This is a genomic window from Pseudomonas serbiensis (assembly GCF_030580745.1).
Lineage (GTDB): Bacteria > Pseudomonadota > Gammaproteobacteria > Pseudomonadales > Pseudomonadaceae > Aquipseudomonas > Aquipseudomonas serbiensis.
In genome coordinates, this window is the sequence record NZ_JAUQOO010000001.1 from 207,025 (window position 1) to 223,635 (window position 16,611).

At 60.1% G+C, this 16,611-nt stretch carries 15 protein-coding genes; 6 read left to right on the forward strand and 9 right to left on the reverse strand.

Going from position 1 to position 16,611, the window contains the following annotated elements:
* Positions 1-75 precede the first annotated feature (75 nt).
* Genes Q6A51_RS00965 through Q6A51_RS00975 form a run of 3 tightly spaced genes read left to right on the forward strand, consistent with a single transcriptional unit; the run spans position 76 to position 3,134 of the window.
* Entirely contained in the window at positions 76-1,410 is a 1,335-nt protein-coding gene (locus Q6A51_RS00965) for a CmpA/NrtA family ABC transporter substrate-binding protein (RefSeq protein WP_201017690.1), read from the forward strand.
* A gap of 27 nt (positions 1,411-1,437) precedes the next feature.
* The gene (gene ntrB / locus Q6A51_RS00970) at positions 1,438-2,313 is read left to right on the forward strand and encodes a nitrate ABC transporter permease (RefSeq protein ID WP_201003048.1); all 876 of its coding nucleotides are present in this window, start codon (positions 1,438-1,440) and stop codon (positions 2,311-2,313) included.
* Positions 2,314-2,324: 11 nt separating this feature from the next.
* On the forward strand, positions 2,325-3,134 hold the full coding sequence (locus Q6A51_RS00975) for an ABC transporter ATP-binding protein (protein WP_201003046.1): 810 nt from the start codon (positions 2,325-2,327) through the stop codon (positions 3,132-3,134).
* A gap of 68 nt (positions 3,135-3,202) precedes the next feature.
* On the opposite strand, the gene Q6A51_RS00980 is transcribed toward Q6A51_RS00975, so the two are convergent.
* The 9 genes from Q6A51_RS00980 to Q6A51_RS01020 form a co-directional block, all read right to left on the reverse strand.
* Positions 3,203-4,102 (reverse strand): AEC family transporter, encoded by a 900-nt coding sequence (locus Q6A51_RS00980; RefSeq protein ID WP_304573903.1) that lies wholly within the window; start codon positions 4,100-4,102, stop codon positions 3,203-3,205.
* Positions 4,103-4,162: 60 nt separating this feature from the next.
* Entirely contained in the window at positions 4,163-5,683 is a 1,521-nt protein-coding gene (locus Q6A51_RS00985) for an amidase (protein ID WP_304573904.1), read from the reverse strand.
* Between the two features lie 50 nt (positions 5,684-5,733).
* A complete protein-coding gene (locus Q6A51_RS00990; RefSeq protein ID WP_304573905.1) occupies positions 5,734-6,906 on the reverse strand; it encodes a M20 family metallopeptidase in 1,173 nt (390 codons plus the stop codon).
* Entirely contained in the window at positions 6,903-8,330 is a 1,428-nt protein-coding gene (locus Q6A51_RS00995; protein WP_304573906.1) for a M20 family metallopeptidase, read from the reverse strand. Before Q6A51_RS00995 ends, Q6A51_RS00990 begins: the two co-directional genes overlap by 4 nt.
* Positions 8,327-9,313: an ABC transporter ATP-binding protein gene (locus Q6A51_RS01000; protein WP_304573907.1), complete on the reverse strand. Its 987-nt coding sequence runs from the start codon at positions 9,311-9,313 to the stop codon at positions 8,327-8,329. The genes Q6A51_RS00995 and Q6A51_RS01000 overlap by 4 nt, the downstream gene beginning before the upstream one ends.
* Positions 9,310-10,311, reverse strand: coding sequence for an ABC transporter ATP-binding protein (locus Q6A51_RS01005; protein ID WP_201003034.1), 1,002 nt, complete (start codon positions 10,309-10,311; stop codon positions 9,310-9,312). Before Q6A51_RS01005 ends, Q6A51_RS01000 begins: the two co-directional genes overlap by 4 nt.
* A 16-nt stretch (positions 10,312-10,327) precedes the next feature.
* Positions 10,328-11,236 carry an ABC transporter permease gene (locus tag Q6A51_RS01010; protein WP_201003032.1) on the reverse strand — a complete coding sequence of 303 codons (909 nt, stop codon included), beginning with the start codon at positions 11,234-11,236 and terminating at the stop codon, positions 10,328-10,330.
* Positions 11,237-11,244: 8 nt separating this feature from the next.
* A complete protein-coding gene (locus Q6A51_RS01015) occupies positions 11,245-12,162 on the reverse strand; it encodes an ABC transporter permease (protein WP_201003030.1) in 918 nt (305 codons plus the stop codon).
* Positions 12,163-12,242: 80 nt separating this feature from the next.
* The gene (locus Q6A51_RS01020; RefSeq protein WP_304573908.1) at positions 12,243-13,763 is read right to left on the reverse strand and encodes an ABC transporter substrate-binding protein; all 1,521 of its coding nucleotides are present in this window, start codon (positions 13,761-13,763) and stop codon (positions 12,243-12,245) included.
* Positions 13,764-13,950: 187 nt separating this feature from the next.
* On the opposite strand from Q6A51_RS01020, the gene Q6A51_RS01025 reads away from it, so the two are divergent.
* From Q6A51_RS01025 to Q6A51_RS01035, 3 genes are all read left to right on the forward strand, one after another.
* Entirely contained in the window at positions 13,951-14,859 is a 909-nt protein-coding gene (locus Q6A51_RS01025; RefSeq protein ID WP_304573909.1) for a LysR substrate-binding domain-containing protein, read from the forward strand.
* Between the two features lie 146 nt (positions 14,860-15,005).
* Positions 15,006-15,911: a GTP cyclohydrolase FolE2 gene (folE2, locus tag Q6A51_RS01030; RefSeq protein ID WP_304573910.1), complete on the forward strand. Its 906-nt coding sequence runs from the start codon at positions 15,006-15,008 to the stop codon at positions 15,909-15,911.
* An 11-nt stretch (positions 15,912-15,922) separates the two neighbouring features.
* A complete protein-coding gene (locus Q6A51_RS01035) occupies positions 15,923-16,483 on the forward strand; it encodes a gamma carbonic anhydrase family protein (protein ID WP_025259656.1) in 561 nt (186 codons plus the stop codon).
* Positions 16,484-16,611: the final 128 nt, after the last annotated feature.

Below are 16,611 nucleotides of genomic sequence, written 5' to 3' on the forward strand. Positions count from 1 at the left end.
GCGTCCACACGTTCATCGGCAAAGGCCTGGAGCGTGTGTACGCCGTTTTTTTATGCGTGTTTTTGGGGGAACGATATGGACGAGAAGCCAGATAGCCTTGAGCAAGACAGCCCGCAAAATGCGCCTCGGCGGTCTTTCCTCAAACAGTCACTGGGCTTGCTGGGTGGCGGCGCGGCACTGAGTATTCTGCCGCCGGGCTTGCAGTCCGTGGTCTGGGCCGCTGGCACCGATGGTCTGGAAACCACCACCGCCAAGCTGGGTTTCATCGCCCTGACCGATGCCGCGCCACTGTTCGTTGCCGACGAGAAAGGGCTGTTTGCCAAGTACGGCATGACCGGCGTCGAAGTGCTGAAACAGTCCTCCTGGGGAACGACACGCGACAACCTGGTCCTGGGATCGGCCAGCAACGGCATCGACGGCGCGCACATCCTGACGCCGATGCCTTATCTGATCGCCGCAGGCAAGATCACGCCCAACAACCGGCCGGTTCCGATGTACATCCTGGCCCGTCTGAACGTCGGCGGTCAGTGCATTTCCGTGGGTAGCGAATACGCTGACCTGAAGCTGGGCCTCGACTCGTCACCTTTCAAGGCCGCCCTGGCTGCCAAGAAAGCGGCAGGCAAGAGCCTCAACGCCGCGATGACCTTCCCCGGCGGCACCCATGACCTGTGGATGCGCTACTGGCTGGCGGCAGGTGGCATCGACCCGAACAAGGACCTGTCGACCATCGTCGTGCCGCCACCGCAAATGGTCGCCAACATGAAAGTCGGCAGCATGGACAGTTTCTGTGTGGGCGAGCCGTGGAACGGACAACTGGTCAACCAGAAAATCGGTTACACGGCCAACACCACCGGCGAGATCTGGAACAACCACCCGGAAAAGGCCCTGGCGTTGCGTGCCGATTATGTAGACGCCAACCCCAACTCGGCCAAGGCCTTGCTCAAGGCTGTGATGGAAGCGCAGATGTTCTGCGACCAGCCGGAAAACAAGGAAGAGGTCGCTCAGATCTGCGCCAAGCGCCGCTGGATCAATGCGCCTTACGAAGACATCGTGCAGCGCATGAAAGGCAACTTCGACTACGGCACCGGCAAGGTTGTGGAAAACAGCCCGTTCCTGATGCGCTACTGGAACGAGTTCGCGTCCTATCCGTTCAAGAGCCATGACCTGTGGTTCCTGACCGAGAACAAACGCTGGGGTTACCTGCCGCAAGGTTTCGACAGCCAGGCGCTGGTCGACAAGGTCAACCGCGAAGACATCTGGCGCAAGGCAGCGGCTGAGTTGAACGTACCAGCGGCACAGATTCCGGCCTCCACCTCGCGTGGCATCGAGACGTTCTTCGATGGCAAGACCTTTGATCCGCAAAACCCGCAGGCCTATCTGGACAGCCAGACCATCAAGGCACTGTCTTGATCGTGGCCACTCGCTTGGGAGAAATCGATGAACGCTGAAAGTAAAAGCTTCAAGGCCGCGGGAACGCCCGTGTCTGTCACCGGCAAGCCTGCCAGTCGCTGGCCTGCCAGATTCAAGAACCTGCGTCAGTTTCTGATGCAGAGTGTATTGCCGCCGCTGGTGGTGGGTGCCCTGTTTCTGTTGCTGTGGCAAATGCTCTGCAGCGGGAAGGGCGCGGCCTTGCCGCCGCCGACTCAGGTCATCCATGAAACCTGGGAACTGATCATTCATCCGTTCTATGACAACGGTGGCAATGACAAGGGCATGGCCTGGCAACTGCTCGCCAGCCTGCAACGTGTTGCCTACGGCTATACGCTGGCAGTCATCGCCGGGATCAGTTTCGGGGTATTGATCGGTCAGTCGGCCTGGGCCATGCGTGCTCTGGACCCACTGTTCCAGATCCTGCGTACGGTTCCGCCACTGGCCTGGCTGCCGCTGTCGCTGGCCGGTTTCAAGGACAGCCATCCGTCCGCGATCTTCGTGATTTTCATCACCGCGATCTGGCCGATCATCATCAATACCTCGGTGGGCGTGCGCAACATTCCCGAGGACTACCGCAACGTGGCCAAGGTCCTGCGTCTCAATGGCGTGGAGTACTTCTGCAAGATCATGCTGCCTGCCGCGGCGCCTTATATCTTCTCCGGCCTGCGCATTGGTGTCGGTCTGTCATGGCTGGCGATCATTGCCGCCGAGATGTTGATCGGTGGCGTGGGTATCGGCTTCTTCATCTGGGATGCGTGGAACGCCTCGCGCATCAGCGACATCATCCTGGCGCTGATCTACGTCGGTGTCGTCGGGTTTCTACTCGACCGGTTGGTGGCCTTTGTCGGTCATCTCGTCACTCGCGGCACATCGGCCGGTTAAGGAGCATGCACATGAATGCGCAAGACAAGTATCTGAGCATCGAAAAAGTCAGCAAGACCTTCGAGCGCGACGGGGTTGCCAGCCAGGTCCTGACCGGCGTCAATCTGGATGTGGCACGGGGCGAGTACATCTCGATCATCGGCCACTCGGGCTGCGGCAAGTCGACGGTGTTGAACATTGTGGCCGGGTTGACCGAATCCACCAGCGGTGCGGTGATCCTGGATGGCAAGGAGGTTCGCGCACCGGGCCCGGATCGCAGTCTGGTGTTCCAGAACCATTCGCTGCTGCCCTGGCTGACGGTCTACGAGAACGTGGCGCTGGCGGTCGACAAGGTGTTCAAGCACAGCAAAAGCAAGGCCGAGCGTCATGAGTGGGTGTTGTATAACCTGGACATGGTCAGCATGAGTCATGCTCTGCACAAGCGCCCGAGTGAAGTATCCGGCGGTATGAAGCAACGGGTCGGTATTGCTCGCGCACTGGCCATGCAACCCAAGGTCCTGCTGCTGGACGAACCCTTCGGCGCACTGGATGCACTGACTCGTGCGCACTTGCAGGATGAGGTGATGCGAATCCAGAGCGAGTTGCAGAACACGGTGCTGATGATTACCCATGACGTGGACGAAGCGGTGCTGCTTTCCGATCGTATCGTGATGATGACCAATGGCCCGTCGGCGACCATTGGCGAAATCCTCAAGATCGACCTGCCGCGCCCGCGCAACCGCATCGCCATGGCCGATGACCCGCTGTACAACCAGTATCGCCATGCAGTGCTGAGCTTCCTGTACGAGAAGCATCGCAAGGTGGAGGCGGTGGCTGTCTGATCCCCGGTAGGAGCGAATTCATTCGCGAAAATGACAATTCGCGAATGAATTCGCTCCTACACAGATGTTTAAAACAGTGTCCCGATCCACATCCACAACGGCAATGTCCCCGCCGACAGAATGGTGGTCAGGCAAATCGCCGAGCTGGTTTTCTGGACGTCCGACACGGTCCGGGCAAAACCCAGCACATTGACCCCGGACGGTCCGGCAGCCATCAGCACCAGCACCGCCCGTGGCATGCCTTCTATGCCCAGCACGATACAGGCCAGCAACACCAGCAGCGGCATCAGCGCCAGTTTGGCGAAAGTGATACCCAAGGCCTCGGCGCTGGGTGTCAGCCGGTAGCTGGAAAGGTTGGCACCCAGCACGATCAATGCGCAGGGCAGGGCAGCCTGGGCCAGCCATGTGGTGAGGTGGTCCGCCCAGTCCGGTAATACAAGGCCCGACAGGTTCAGCGCCACGCCCAGCAACAGGCCAATGATCATCGGGTTCGCCAGGCTCGCAATCAAAGAGCGCGAATTGAACGGTTCGTTGCCCGCAAAACTGTCGTACAGGCTCTGGAAGCTGAACAGCAACAGGCTGTGAACGGCAATCACGGTAAACAGCAGGACCAGCCCGGGATTGCCGAACAGACCGGCGATCATCGGAATGCCGATCAGCACGTTATTGGAAAAGCTCGCCGTCAGGCCGAAGGGCGTCGGTTTGCCGGCAAAGCGGTGGTTCACCAGATTGACCAGCGCAAACACCATCAATGCGGGTACGAAGTAGGCTGCCAGTATCCGGATATCCAGACCATCGTGCAGTGGCGCCTTGGCCATGCCGGTAAACAGCACCATGGGCATGAACAGCTTGAAGGCCAGATTGCTCAAGGCCTTGGTGCTATCGGGAGTGAGTGCTTTGCGGCGTCCCAGCACGTAACCCAGGACGATCAACAGAAATATCGGCAGGATGGCTTGGGAAACGGCCACAGATTCAAGCTCCTTGGGGGATGGCCGGGCATTATGGCGCTCTGGACCCGGCCATGCCTATCACATTGCCCCGATATCCGGCTTGAGCGTGCTCGATCCACCATAGATCGGTGGATGAGTGACGATATGGGTCAGATCCACCGCCGAATCCATCAGCTTTTGCAGGTCCGGGCGCGGACGTGACAGGCGAGGGTCGCCTGCGGTGGCCTGTTCGAGCGCCTGGGCGCAGGCCATCAAGACGGCATCGCCCCGGAAACCGCCAATCACTTGCAGACCGAACGGCATGCCCTTGTGGTCCAGGCCACAGGGGATCGAGACAGCAGGGTTGGTGGTCAGGGTGATGGTGTAGCACAGCGCCAGCCAGCGATAGTAGTTGTCCAGCGGCACGCCATTGACTTCTCGCAGGTACAGCTCGGTCCACGGGAAGGGCGAAACCGGTGTGGTGGGGGCGAGGATCAGGTCATAGCGCTCGAACTGTTGCTGGAAGCTGCGGAAGATGCGGCTCTGTTCTCCATGGGCCTTGACGCAATCCTGCAACGACATGGCCGCGCCCATTTCATAGTTGGCGCGGGTGTTGGGGCCAAGTGCGTCCGGATCGCGGTCATGGGCATCCTGAAGACCAGCGACGAAGGCTTCGGCGCGCAACACGTCGAAGGTGCGATGGGCGCTTTCCAGATTCAGGTCGATGGCCTCGCAGGACTTGAACAGGTGCTTGATGGCATTGATTTTTGCCCGGAACACAGCGCGGATTTCGTTATCCACGGCGCAACTGCCAAAGTCTTCGCTGTAACCGACGCGCAACTGGCTCAGGTCGATGGAGCGGGGCGCAAACTCGTCGTTGTCGACGGTATAGCTCAACGGGTCGGACTGGCCCAGACCTGCCGATGCCCGCAGTTGCAGCAAGGTATCGGCCACAGTTCGGCCCATGGGGCCGACCACTGAAATCGGGGTCCAGCCCAGCTTCTTGCGCTCGCTGGGTACCAGACCCGGTGAGGGCCGCAGGCCAACGATGCCGCACAGTGCAGCGGGAATACGCAATGAGCCGCCGGTGTCGGAGCCGCTGCACAGCGGCACCATATCCACCGCCAGCGCAGCAGCCGAACCGCCCGATGAACCGCCCGCGTTCAGGTTCGGGTCGAAGGGGTTGCCGGTGGCGCCCCAGACCACATTGCGGGTGTTGGCTCCTGCGCCCATTTCCGGGACGTTGGTCTTGCCGACCATGATTGCCCCGGCGCTGCGCAGACGGGTCACGAAGAGGTTGTCACGGCTGGGCACGTTGTCGCGAAACAGTGACGAGCCGTAAGTGGTCAGGACGTCGGCGGTTTCCTCCAGGTCCTTGATGCCGATGGGCAGGCCATGCAGCAACCCCAGCGGCTTGCCTTGCATCACCGCCTGTTCTGCCTCTACCGCTTCCTTGCGGGCCCGCTCGAAACAGGTGGCGGAAAAGGCGTTGATCTTCGGGTTCAGGGTTTCGATTCGCTGGATGCAGGCGTCCAGCAGCTCGACGGGGGAAAGCTGTTTATTGCCGATCAGGGCGCGCAGTTCGGTGGCGGGTTTGATGAGCAGGTCGGAGTGAGGCATAGGGGCAGTCCTTGGAATAAGCGGTGGGCTTTTCGCGAATGAATTCGCTCCTACGGGGTTGGTGTAGGGGCGGATGATTCATTCAGCGCCAGAATGGTCGCGACCAGTGCCTGGCCTCTTGGAACCAGGGTCGCCAGTTCCAGGTATTCGCGATCGGTATGCACCTTGCCGCCGACCGGCCCCAATCCACACAGGGTCGGGATACCCAGGCTGGCGGTAAACCCTGAGTCGGCGCAGCCGCCGGTGAATTCGCCTTCCACGATGAAGCCCAGTTCGGTCGCCTGTTGCTGATAAAGACGCAGCAGGTCGGTGCTGTGCCGGGCCTCCATGGGCAAAAAGGTGGTGGCTTCCAGCAGACGCGCCGAGGTGCCCGGCAGTTCCTCTTCGTCGACAATGGCCTGGATGGCCGCGAGAATTTCATCCCATTGCCTGAGTTCCACAAAGCGCACATCGAGCTTTGCCGTGGCGCTGGGGGCGACGGTATTGCTGGAAGTGCCGCCAGCAATCAAACCGACATTGGTGGTGATGCCTGCCGCATAGTCGGTCAAGGCATGCAGTTTGATGATCTTGTGCGCCAGTGCCTGGATTGCGCTGGCGCCGTCGGCATGATTGACCCCCGAATGTGCGGCGCGGCCGCTGACTTCGATGATCAGCGTGGCGCCCCCTTTGCGTGCGCTGACCACGTTGCCGCTGGCGCGTCCCGGTTCCGGGTTGAGCACGGCCTGGGCTGCACGGGCATGACGTTCGATATGAACACGGGCACTGCCCGAACCGATCTCTTCATCGCCGGTATAGAGAATCTGTACCGGAAACGGCAACGGTGGCAGGCGTTTCAGGGCCTTGAGGGCGAAGCAGTTGAGCACCAGCCCGCCTTTCATGTCCGCCACGCCCGGGCCGTAGGCCAGTTTGTCATCCTTGGAATAGCCGCGAGTGGCGGTGGTGCCTTTGGGGAAAACCGTGTCGCGATGCCCCAGCAGCAGGACCGGCTTGCCCGGACCACCGGGCAGTTCGGCCAGCAGGACATCGCCAAAGTTCTCGATGGCGATACGTTCGACGCCGATGCCGTCGGCCTGCAGTTCGGCGGCGAGCAGTTCACCCACCGCGTCGACGCCGGCCTTGTCGTAGCTGTTGGAGTCGGTATCCACCAGCCGTTGCAGCAGTGACTCCATGGCATCGTGCTGTCCGGCGAGCCATTGGGTGGCCTGCTTTTGAGCTTCATTCATAAGGCGTTCTCCAGTGCCTGATGTTCGCGGGTCAGGCGTGCAGCATCATTGCCCAGGTCCCAGAACAGACCTGTCATGATTTGCAGGCTTTCCTTGACCACCGGCGCCAGCAGGTGTTCGTTGGGAGCATGCTGCGAACACGCCGGGTATGAATGTGGCACCCAGACCGTGGGCAGGCCAAGTACTTCTGCAAAAACGTCATTGGGCAGCGAGCCACCGAGGTTGGGCAGCAACGCGGGTTTCTTGCCGGTGGTGGTGGCCAGCGAATCGAGCGCCCATTCAACCCACGGGCTGTCGGGTGACAGGCGGGTGGCGTGCATGACATCGATCCGGCTTTGCTTCACCTCGACCTTGCTGAAACCGTGAGCGTCCAGGTGGGCGCGTACTGCCGGTATGAACGTGTTGTAGTCGCTGTCCACGACAAAGCGCATATGGCAGTGAGCAATGGCCTTGCCGGGAATAGCGTGAACCGGCGCTTCCGGGTTGCCGGTCTTGAAGGCCAGCACGTCCAGGGTATTCCAGCCGAACACCTTTTCGCTCAGGGACAGGCCTGGCTCGCCCCAGTTCGGATCGATATCCGGGTCGCCAGGGCCGCCACCCACTTCGATATCCGCCAGGGCCTCACGCACTTTTTCAGGAATGGCCTTGGGCATCAGTCCGGCGACTTTCACCCGGCCTTTTTCATCCACCATGCTGGCGATGGCGTTGGCCAGGATGATGCCCGGATTGGCCAGCAGACCGCCCCAGTTGCCGGAGTGATGCGCGCCTTCACGCAAGTCCACGTTCAGCTCGAAATTGAAGACGCCCCGCGAGCCGAGAAACAGCGTCGGTCGTGACGCCGCCAGACGCGGACCATCGGAAGCAATGAAAATATCGGCCGCCAGTGCTTCGCTGTGCTTTTCGCAAAATGCACGCAGGCCGGGTGAGCCGTCTTCTTCGCCCATTTCCAGCAGCAGCTTCACATTGAAACCCAGCTTGCCGTTGCGGGCCTTGAGGGTTTGCTCCAGTGCGGTCAGATTGATCAGGTGCTGGCCCTTGTTATCCGCCGTGCCGCGACCGTACCAGCGCTCACCACGTTCGACCACCTGCCAGGGCGATAGCCCTTCGTACCATTGCGCGTCGTAACCGCGCACTACATCGCCGTGCCCATAGCTGAGCAGGGTTGGTAGTTGCGGGTCTTCGATACGGGTGGCGATCATCAGCGGACCGCGTCCGGTCACCGGGTTTTCATGGATCTGCACGCTGAAACCCAGGCGCTCCACATGCGGCGTGATGAACTCCTTCAGATAGCGATAAAGTTCCGGCAGGCTGGCGGCTTCCTGGCTCTGGGTCGGGTAGGCGACACTGCTTTGCAGCAGGGTGAAGAAAGCGCCGTTGTCGAATTGTTCGCAGACGTTTTCGATAGCGTTCGAGCGACTACTCATGAGGCAACGAGCTCCAGGGTTTGAGGGGTGGCGCGAAGATGGCAGCGCACGGTTCCGCCCTTGACGGAAGCATTGGCCGGATAGTGCTGCTTGCAGGTGTCGCCGCTGCTTGGGCAGCGCGGATGGAACGCGCAGCCGGTCGGGGGCGACATCGGGTTGGGGAAGTTGCCATGCAGGCCAAGGTCGGGAATGCCCAGATGCGGGTCGGGTGTCAGCACCGAGTCCAGCAGCGCCTGGGTATAAGGATGGCCAGGCTCGGAGAACAGCGATTCGCGGCTGCGCTCTTCGACGATGCGGCCCAGATACATCACGGCGACTCGGTCTGCCAGGTGTTCGATCACTGCCAGGTTGTGGCTGATCAGCAGATAGGTCAGGCCGAACTCACGCTTGAGGTCCTGCAACAGGTTGAGAATCTGCGCCTGTACCGAAACGTCCAACGCCGAAGTGGGTTCGTCGCAGATCAACACATCCGGGCGCATGATCAGCGCACGGGCGATGGCCACACGCTGGCGCTGGCCGCCGGAAAGCTGGCTGGGATAGTTGTCGATCACGCGCTTGGGCAGGCCGACCACATCGAGCATTTCCTCGGTGCGCTTGCGGCGTTCGGCCGTGGTGCCGATGTCGTGCACGATCATTGGCAGGGTGACGATTTCACGCAGGGTCTTGCGCGGGTTCAGGGAAGAGTAGGGGTCCTGGAAAATCGGCTGGATGCGTCGCGCCATTTCCTTGCGGTCGGTGGCGGCCAAGTGTTTGCCGTTGACCAGCACGTCACCGCTGCTCGGTGGCAGCAAGCCCAGCAGCATCTTTGCCAGAGTGCTCTTGCCACAGCCGGACTCACCCACCAGCCCCAGGGTTTCACCGCGCATCAGGCGCAAGGACACACCATCCACGGCTTTCAGGGTGGCCGATGGCTTGAAGAAGCCTCGATTGATCTTGAATTCCCGACGGATATCACAGAGTTCCAGAGCGATATCTTTTTTCATGACAGTGCTCCTTCCCGGTGGAAGACGGGTGTTGCTGCGGGAGTGGCAAACAGGCAGCGGGCCATGTGGTCGTCGCTTTCCACGGGCGGTACGTGACTGGCGCAGGCTTCAATCGCTTGTGAGCAACGGTTGCGGAACGCGCAGCCTTGCTGTTCGCCCACCAGGCTTGGCACCAGACCGGGAATCGACCCCAGCGGCTGACCCGGTTGCGTGCGTCCCGGAATCGGGATACTGGCCAGCAGGCCACGGGTATAAGGATGCTGCGGGTTCTCGAACAACTGCACGGCGGGTGCTGTCTCGACGATTTGCCCGGCGTACATCACCGCAACCCGGTCCGCGATACGTGCCACCAGCCCCAGATCGTGAGTAATGAAGATCACGGCCATGCCGAATTCTTTCTGAAGGTCGCGAATCAGCCGCAGAATCTGCGCCTGAATGGTGACGTCCAGCGCTGTAGTCGGTTCATCAGCGATGATCACATCGGGTTCGCACATCAACGCCATGGCGATGATGACCCGCTGGCGCAGGCCGCCAGACAATTGATGCGGGTATTGACGCAGGCGTTCGCCCGCATTGCTGATGCCGACCTTTTCCAGCATCTGCCCTGCACGCAACATGGCATCCTTGCGCGACACCTTGCGGTGACGCAGCAGGACCTCGCAAAGCTGATCGCCAATGCTGTAGGCCGGGTTCAGCGAGGTCATGGGTTCCTGGAAGATCATTGCCAGGCGGTTGCCGCGCAGGTCGCACATCTGGCGTTCGCTCTGGGTCAGCATATCGATGCCGTCCAGGCTGAGTTGCGTTGCGGTACGTTTTGCCTTGCGCGGCAGCAGGTCCATCAGCGCCAGGGACGTCAGGGATTTGCCGCATCCCGACTCGCCGACGATGCACAGCATTTCGCCGCGCTCGACATGGAAATCCAGGCCGCGAACGGCGTGCAGGGTTTCCTGGCCAAGAGGGATATCGACGCGCAGGTTTTCAACATGCAAGAGAGCCATGTCCGGATATCCTCTGTCAGTTGCGCCCATCGGGCAGGATCAAGTCACGCAGGCCGTCACCGACCAGATTGATACCCAGCACCAGCACCATCAGTGCGACACCGGGGATGGCGATGACCCAGGGGGAAAAGAACATGTAGGGCTTGCCCTCGGCGATCATCAGGCCCCAGGACGGAATCGGCGGTTGTACGCCCACGCCCAGAAACGACAGCGCCGACTCCAGCAGGATGGCGTGGGCCATTTCCAGGGTGGCAACCACGATCAGCGCGCCCACCAGATTGGGCAGGATTTCACTGGCCAGGATGCGAAAGGTCGAGCAACCCAACGCTTGGGCCGAGGCGACATATTCGGCATCGCGAATCTGTTGCACCGCCGCGCGGACCACCACTGCGAAACGGTCCCATAGCAGGCAACCAAGCAGAATGATCACCACTTTCAGCGAACCTCCCATCAGCGAGGCAGAGGCCAGCGCGACCATGACCACGGGCATGGCCAGGCGGGTGGTGATCAGGTAGCTGATCACGGCATCGACCTTGCCACCGAAATAGCCTGCCAACAGGCCCATGATCGTGCCGATCAGGCCGGAAATCAGCGCGGCCGAGAAACCGATGAACAGCGAGATGCGTGCGCCATAGAGCAGGCGCGACAGGTAATCGCGGCCCAGCTTGTCGGTGCCCAGAATGTAATCCCAGGTTCCATTGGCCATCCATACCGGCGGTTTCATGCGCAGCATGACGTCCTGAGCGTAAGGGTCGTAAGGCGCAAGCCACGGCGCGAACAACGCGCCGAACAGAATGATTGCCAGCAGCAACATGCCAATCGCAAAGCCGCGATGACGCAGGCTGTTACGCAGGCTTCGCAGGATGCTTTTCGCCGGTGGCTGGTAGTCATTGATGACCAGAGCGGATGAAGTCGTCGTGCTCATGGGGCCTCCTATTTCACGCGAATGCGCGGGTCGAGCAGTGCGTTGAGCACGTCGGCCAGCAGGGTGAGAACGATGTAGATCACGGCAATCAGCAGCACCACGGCCTGAACCACCGGGAAGTCGTCACGGGCGATGGCATCCCAGGCCAGTTGACCGATGCCTTGCAGGGAGAACACCGTCTCGATGACCACCGAGCCGCCGAGCATGAAGCCGAATTCCACGGCCGCCAGTGCGACCACGGGGATCAAGGCATTGCGCAGCGCGTGCTTGAACAGCACGGTAGAAGGACGCAGCCCTTTGGCGCGAGCGGTGCGGATGTAGTCGGAGTTGAGCACATCGAGCATCCCGGCGCGGGTCAGGCGCATGATGGCCGGCGTGGCGTAGTAGCCCAGGGCAATGGCGGGCATTACAAAATGTGCCCAGGTGGCATTGCCGGAAACCGGCAGCCATTTCAGCGTGACCGAGAACACCACGATCAGCATCAGGGCAAACCAGAAGCTGGGCATTGCTTGACCCAGCACCGCGATGCTCAAGGCCAGACGATCGATCCAGGTGTCGCGCTTGACCGCCGCCAGTACGCCCAGCGGAATGGCAATCAGCAGAGCGATGCCTAAAGCCATGGCTCCCAGCCCGAGGGTGATCGACAGACGCGAGGCGATCAGGTTGTAGACCGACTCCTGAAAGAAGAACGAATCACCCAGATCCAGACGCAGCAGGTCGCTCAGCCAGTTGAAGTATTGAGTGACCAGCGGCTTGTCGAGGCCGTACTGCACACGGATCTGCTCGATCTGTTCGCTGGTGGCTTCCGGTCCGCCAATGGCGGTAGCCAGGTCACCTGAAAGGTGCAAGAGGGAGAAACTGATGACCGACACGGTAATCGCCACGCACAAGGCGATACCCAGACGGCGCAGAAGGAATCCAAACATGGCAAGTGACCTTGTATCCATGGGATGACATTGATGAGTGCGCAGTGGTGCCGCACTCACCGATTTACTTCAGGTGGCGCTTACTTCCAGCTCGACAGAACGAAACGCGGCAGTTCGTCCGGGTACGGCTTGAAGTTCAGGTCCGAGACATACGCATAGTTCATCGAGTAGTTGAACAGCGGTGCCCAGTAGGCCTGTTCGCTGATGCGCTGCAAGGCCAGGCGGTAATTGTCCTTGCGCACCTGAGGGTCCAGCGCGTTGTCTGCTGTTTGCAGCCAGCTCTGGACTTGCGGGTCCTTGATGTTGTCGTCCGGGTTGCCTTTGAACCAGGTACCGGCCGAGGCCGAGGTGTCGAGGATCGAGAACGAGCCCCAGGCCTGGAACGACATCGGCACCTTGCCGCCGCGTTGCTGGTCACGCAGTGCTGCGTATTTCAAGTAACGAAGCTTGGCGTTGATGCCTACGGCGCGCAGGTTGCCGATAATCGCTTCTACATAGTCGCGGTCACGGTAGGCGAAGATTTCAGTCTCGAAACCATTGGGGTAGCCCGCTTCCGCGAGCAGCGCCTTGGCCTTGGCCGGGTCGTAGTTATAGACCGTGGCAGCCGTGGTGTCGCAACCGAACTGGCCAGGGTAGCAGGCCACTTGCAGCGGCTTGCTTTCGCCGCCCACCAGTTGTGAAGCCAGACCCTCACGGTTGATGGCGTGGTTGATCGCCTGACGCACCTTGAGGTGTTTCATGGGCGAATCGGCGCTGGAGGTGCCCCGTGCATCGAGGATCAAAAAGCCGATACGCATGGTCCCGCCGCTGGTTACCACCAGGCTTTGCATGCCCTTGAGGCTTTGCGCCTGATCCGGTGCCACGCGCCAGACCCAGTCAACGCCACCGGTCATCAGCTCGGCAAGACGTGTTTCGGAGTCGGCAATCACCTTGAACTGGATATGACCGATTTTCGGCTGGCCTTGAGGGCTGCCCTGAAAGTAGTCCGGGTTCTTGTCCATGTTCACGCCTACGCCGCTGGTGATGGACGCAACCTTGTAAGGACCGGTGCCCACCGGTTTGCGGCTGAATTCAGCCAGGCCGACTTTCTCGAAGTAGTTTTTCGGGAACATCGGCACTGCGTTGGACAGGTATTCGAGGGCGGCCGGGAAGGGCTTTTTCAGGTGCAGGCGAACGCTGTAATCCCCCAGTTTTTCTGCGCTCTTGATCCAGTCGACGTTCTGTATGGTGACGACCTTGGAGTCCGGCGAAACCACATAGTTGAGGGTGAACACCACATCGTCGGCCGTGAAGGCATCGCCGTTGTGGAATTTCACGCCCTGGCGCAATTTGAAATCGATGGTGCTGTCGTCGACCTGTTTCCAGCTGGTGGCCAGCATGGGTTCCAACTGACCGCTGTCGGGATTGCGATAGACCAGGTTATCCCAGATGAGTCGACCCAGAATGACGCCTTCGCGCAAGTCGTTGTGATAAGGACTGATGTTTTCAGGTTCACTGTCGGATGCGTAAACCAGCGTGTCATCGGCTTTGCCTGCGAAGGCGGAAAAGCTGCTGAACAAGCCCAGCAGCGCAATGCTGCGAGCGAAACCCTTGATGCCCATGCCGTCATCTCCAAAAGGCGAAGTGGTTGTATCAAAGGGCAGTGGATCGCAAATGCGAAAGGAGAAAGGGGTACAAGCAGGCAATGGTTTTATTAGGCCTCGACACGACTCTAGGCAAAGCGTATCAATGCCACAAGCACAATCTTTCGATACTTGCTTTGCCGAAAAGGCAATGCTGGAGGTGGTCATGCAGCTCTACGGTGTGCAATCCACGGCTTTGCGCTACTTTCTGGAAGTGGCGCGTTGCGGGTCTATCAGTGAAGCGTCCTTGCGACTGAATGTCGCGGCTTCGGCAGTCAGCCGGCAGATCGCCAAACTGGAGCGGGATCTGGATGCGGTGCTGTTCGAGCGGCGCGCCCGAGGCATGGTGCTGAGCGAGGCGGGGATACGCCTGGCGGCCTATGCACGCAAATCCCAGCTCGAAGCCGAGCAGGTGGTACTGGAAATCACCGAGTTGCACGGCCTGCAACGCGGTCATGTGCGCATTGCCTGTTCCGAAGGCTTCGCCCTGGAGTTTCTGCCCAAGGCCATCGCGCTGTTTCGCCGGACCTATCAAGGCATCCATTTTTCACTGGAAGTCTGCGCACCGGCCCAGGCCACGGAAAAGGTACGCTCCGGCGATGCCGACCTTGGCCTGACGTTCAGCCTGACGCCGCAAAAGGAGATCAAGGTCGAATACATCCATACCGGAGCCATCTGCGCGGTGGTCAGCAACAACCATCCTCTGGCAGACCGCTCGGAGGTTTCGCTGGCAGAGCTTCAGCCTTATGCCATCGCCCTGACCAATACCGATACGACACTGCGCCAGTTGTTCGATATCTGTTGTGGTGTGCAGGGCCTGTTGTTCGATCCGGTGCTGACCAGCAATTACATTGGCTCCTTGTTGCGTTTTGTCCGGGAGGAGGGGGGTATCAGCCTGTCCAGTGAGATGACCCTGGACAGGCGTCTGCTCGGCAAGGAGCTTCGATCCCTGCCGATCAGTGACGAAGGCATGAAAGCCCGGCGTATCGAGTTGCAAAGCATGGCGGGCCGCAACCTGCCTGCGGCGGTCAGTGCGTTTCGGGACTTCCTGATCGAAGAACTGGCCAAAACATGAGTCGCAATACCTGAGCGGGCATGTCTGGTTCTATCGTTGTTAATGTTATAGTGTATCAATATGAGCTGGCATAGCACGCCGCTCATATCGCTTACATCATGCTTCGTCCGTTGTGGCGAAGCAGGCCAACGAGATGACCGACTGACATGAATAACCCCCTCCCTGACGTTGCCCTGACGGAAGTTTCCGCAGCCCTGATCGCCCTTGACTGGGTCGGCATGCAAGGTGTCGAAGTCCCGATTCTGCTGAGCGAACCCGGTGTGGTGCATCCGATACATGCCTATGTTGATCTGCAGGTCGACCTGGCCGATCCCAGCGTCAAGGGCATCCATATGTCGCGCCTCTATACCTTGCTCGACAGCTTCGCCGTACATCAGCCATTCACCCCTGGCGCCATGGCGGCGCTGCTCGAAGCCATGGTTACCAGCCATGCCGACTGCCACTCCAGTCGCTCCCGGCTCAAGGTGAGTTTCAATCTGCTGTGCCGCCGACCGGCATTGAAGACTCAAGGCTTGAGTGGCTGGAAATCCTATCCGGTAACGTTGAACGCGGTCTGGACTGGAGGCAGTCTGTTGCTCGATGCTGCGGTGGATGTCACGTATTCCTCGACCTGCCCGTGTTCGGCAGCCTTGTCGCGCCAGCTTGTGGAAGAGGCGTTTCTGGCGCGCTTTGCCGGTCAGGAAGCATTGAGCCCCGCTCATGCGGCGGCCTGGCTGCGAGAGAATGCCTCCTTCGCGACACCCCATAGTCAGCGCAGCGTCGCAACGGTCCAGGTGCGCATCCCGGAGCAGGCAACCGTGCTTGGCCTGATGGCGTTGATCGATGCCACCGAAAGCGCCTTGGGCACCCCGGTTCAGACCGCCGTCAAACGTGCTGACGAACAGGCCTTTGCCCGCCTCAACGGCAAGAACCTGATGTACGTCGAAGACGCTGCACGCAAGATCCAGCAGGCACTGGAAGGGCTGTTCGCCGCGTCCAGTGTCAGCGTGCGTCACCTTGAAAGCCTGCACCCCCACGATGCTGTGGCATACACTTCCAACTATATGTCCTGAGGACTACCACCGTGATCCGCAAGAATCCTTCCGGCCATCTGCCGGTCATTGCCGAGTCGGCTTATATCGATAAAACCGCGATCATTTGCGGCAAGGTGATCATCAAGGACAACGTCTTTGTAGGTCCCTATGCCGTGATCCGCGCCGACGAGGTCAACGCCAATGGCGATATGGACCCGATCATCATCGGTGCCAATTCCAATATCCAGGACGGCGTGGTCATCCACTCCAAGTCCGGCGCGGCGGTGACCATCGGCGAATACACCTCCATTGCCCACCGTTCCATCGTCCACGGCCCCTGCACGGTGGGCGACCGGGTTTTCGTCGGCTTCAACAGCGTGTTGTTCAACTGTCAGGTGGGTAATGGCAGCGTCGTGCGCCATAACTCGGTGGTCGATGGCCGCGATCTGCCAGAAAGCTTCTATGTGCCATCCACCACACGTATCGGCCCGAACACCGATCTTTCGCAATTCCCGCCGGTAAGTATTTCGGCTTCTGAATTCTCGGAGGACGTGGCACATACCAATATCGATCTGGTTCGCGGCTATAAGGCCTTGCAGAACGAGTTCTGAATAACATAGCGCTGTCATGGGCAAGCCCGTCTGCGGCACAATGCGCGCGGCGTTTTGTGTGCGCGAGGCTTGCCCGCACTCTTGAAACATCATGCACCTGTTACAGCTTCCCACGGACAAGAGCTTCC

Bases quoted from the DNA above. Each gene is read 5' to 3' on its own strand.
- Q6A51_RS00965 (WP_201017690.1), top strand. From the start codon at position 76: ATGGACGAGAAGCCAGATAGCCTTGAGCAAGACAGCCCGCAAAATGCG.
- ntrB (WP_201003048.1), top strand. From the start codon at position 1,438: ATGAACGCTGAAAGTAAAAGCTTCAAGGCCGCGGGAACGCCCGTGTCT.
- Q6A51_RS00975 (WP_201003046.1), top strand. From the start codon at position 2,325: ATGAATGCGCAAGACAAGTATCTGAGCATCGAAAAAGTCAGCAAGACC.
- Q6A51_RS00985 (WP_304573904.1), bottom strand. From the start codon at position 5,683: ATGCCTCACTCCGACCTGCTCATCAAACCCGCCACCGAACTGCGCGCC.
- Q6A51_RS00990 (WP_304573905.1), bottom strand. From the start codon at position 6,906: ATGAATGAAGCTCAAAAGCAGGCCACCCAATGGCTCGCCGGACAGCAC.
- Q6A51_RS00995 (WP_304573906.1), bottom strand. From the start codon at position 8,330: ATGAGTAGTCGCTCGAACGCTATCGAAAACGTCTGCGAACAATTCGAC.
- Q6A51_RS01000 (WP_304573907.1), bottom strand. From the start codon at position 9,313: ATGAAAAAAGATATCGCTCTGGAACTCTGTGATATCCGTCGGGAATTC.
- Q6A51_RS01005 (WP_201003034.1), bottom strand. From the start codon at position 10,311: ATGGCTCTCTTGCATGTTGAAAACCTGCGCGTCGATATCCCTCTTGGC.
- Q6A51_RS01010 (WP_201003032.1), bottom strand. From the start codon at position 11,236: ATGAGCACGACGACTTCATCCGCTCTGGTCATCAATGACTACCAGCCA.
- Q6A51_RS01015 (WP_201003030.1), bottom strand. From the start codon at position 12,162: ATGTTTGGATTCCTTCTGCGCCGTCTGGGTATCGCCTTGTGCGTGGCG.
- Q6A51_RS01020 (WP_304573908.1), bottom strand. From the start codon at position 13,763: ATGGGCATCAAGGGTTTCGCTCGCAGCATTGCGCTGCTGGGCTTGTTC.
- Q6A51_RS01025 (WP_304573909.1), top strand. From the start codon at position 13,951: ATGCAGCTCTACGGTGTGCAATCCACGGCTTTGCGCTACTTTCTGGAA.
- folE2 (WP_304573910.1), top strand. From the start codon at position 15,006: ATGAATAACCCCCTCCCTGACGTTGCCCTGACGGAAGTTTCCGCAGCC.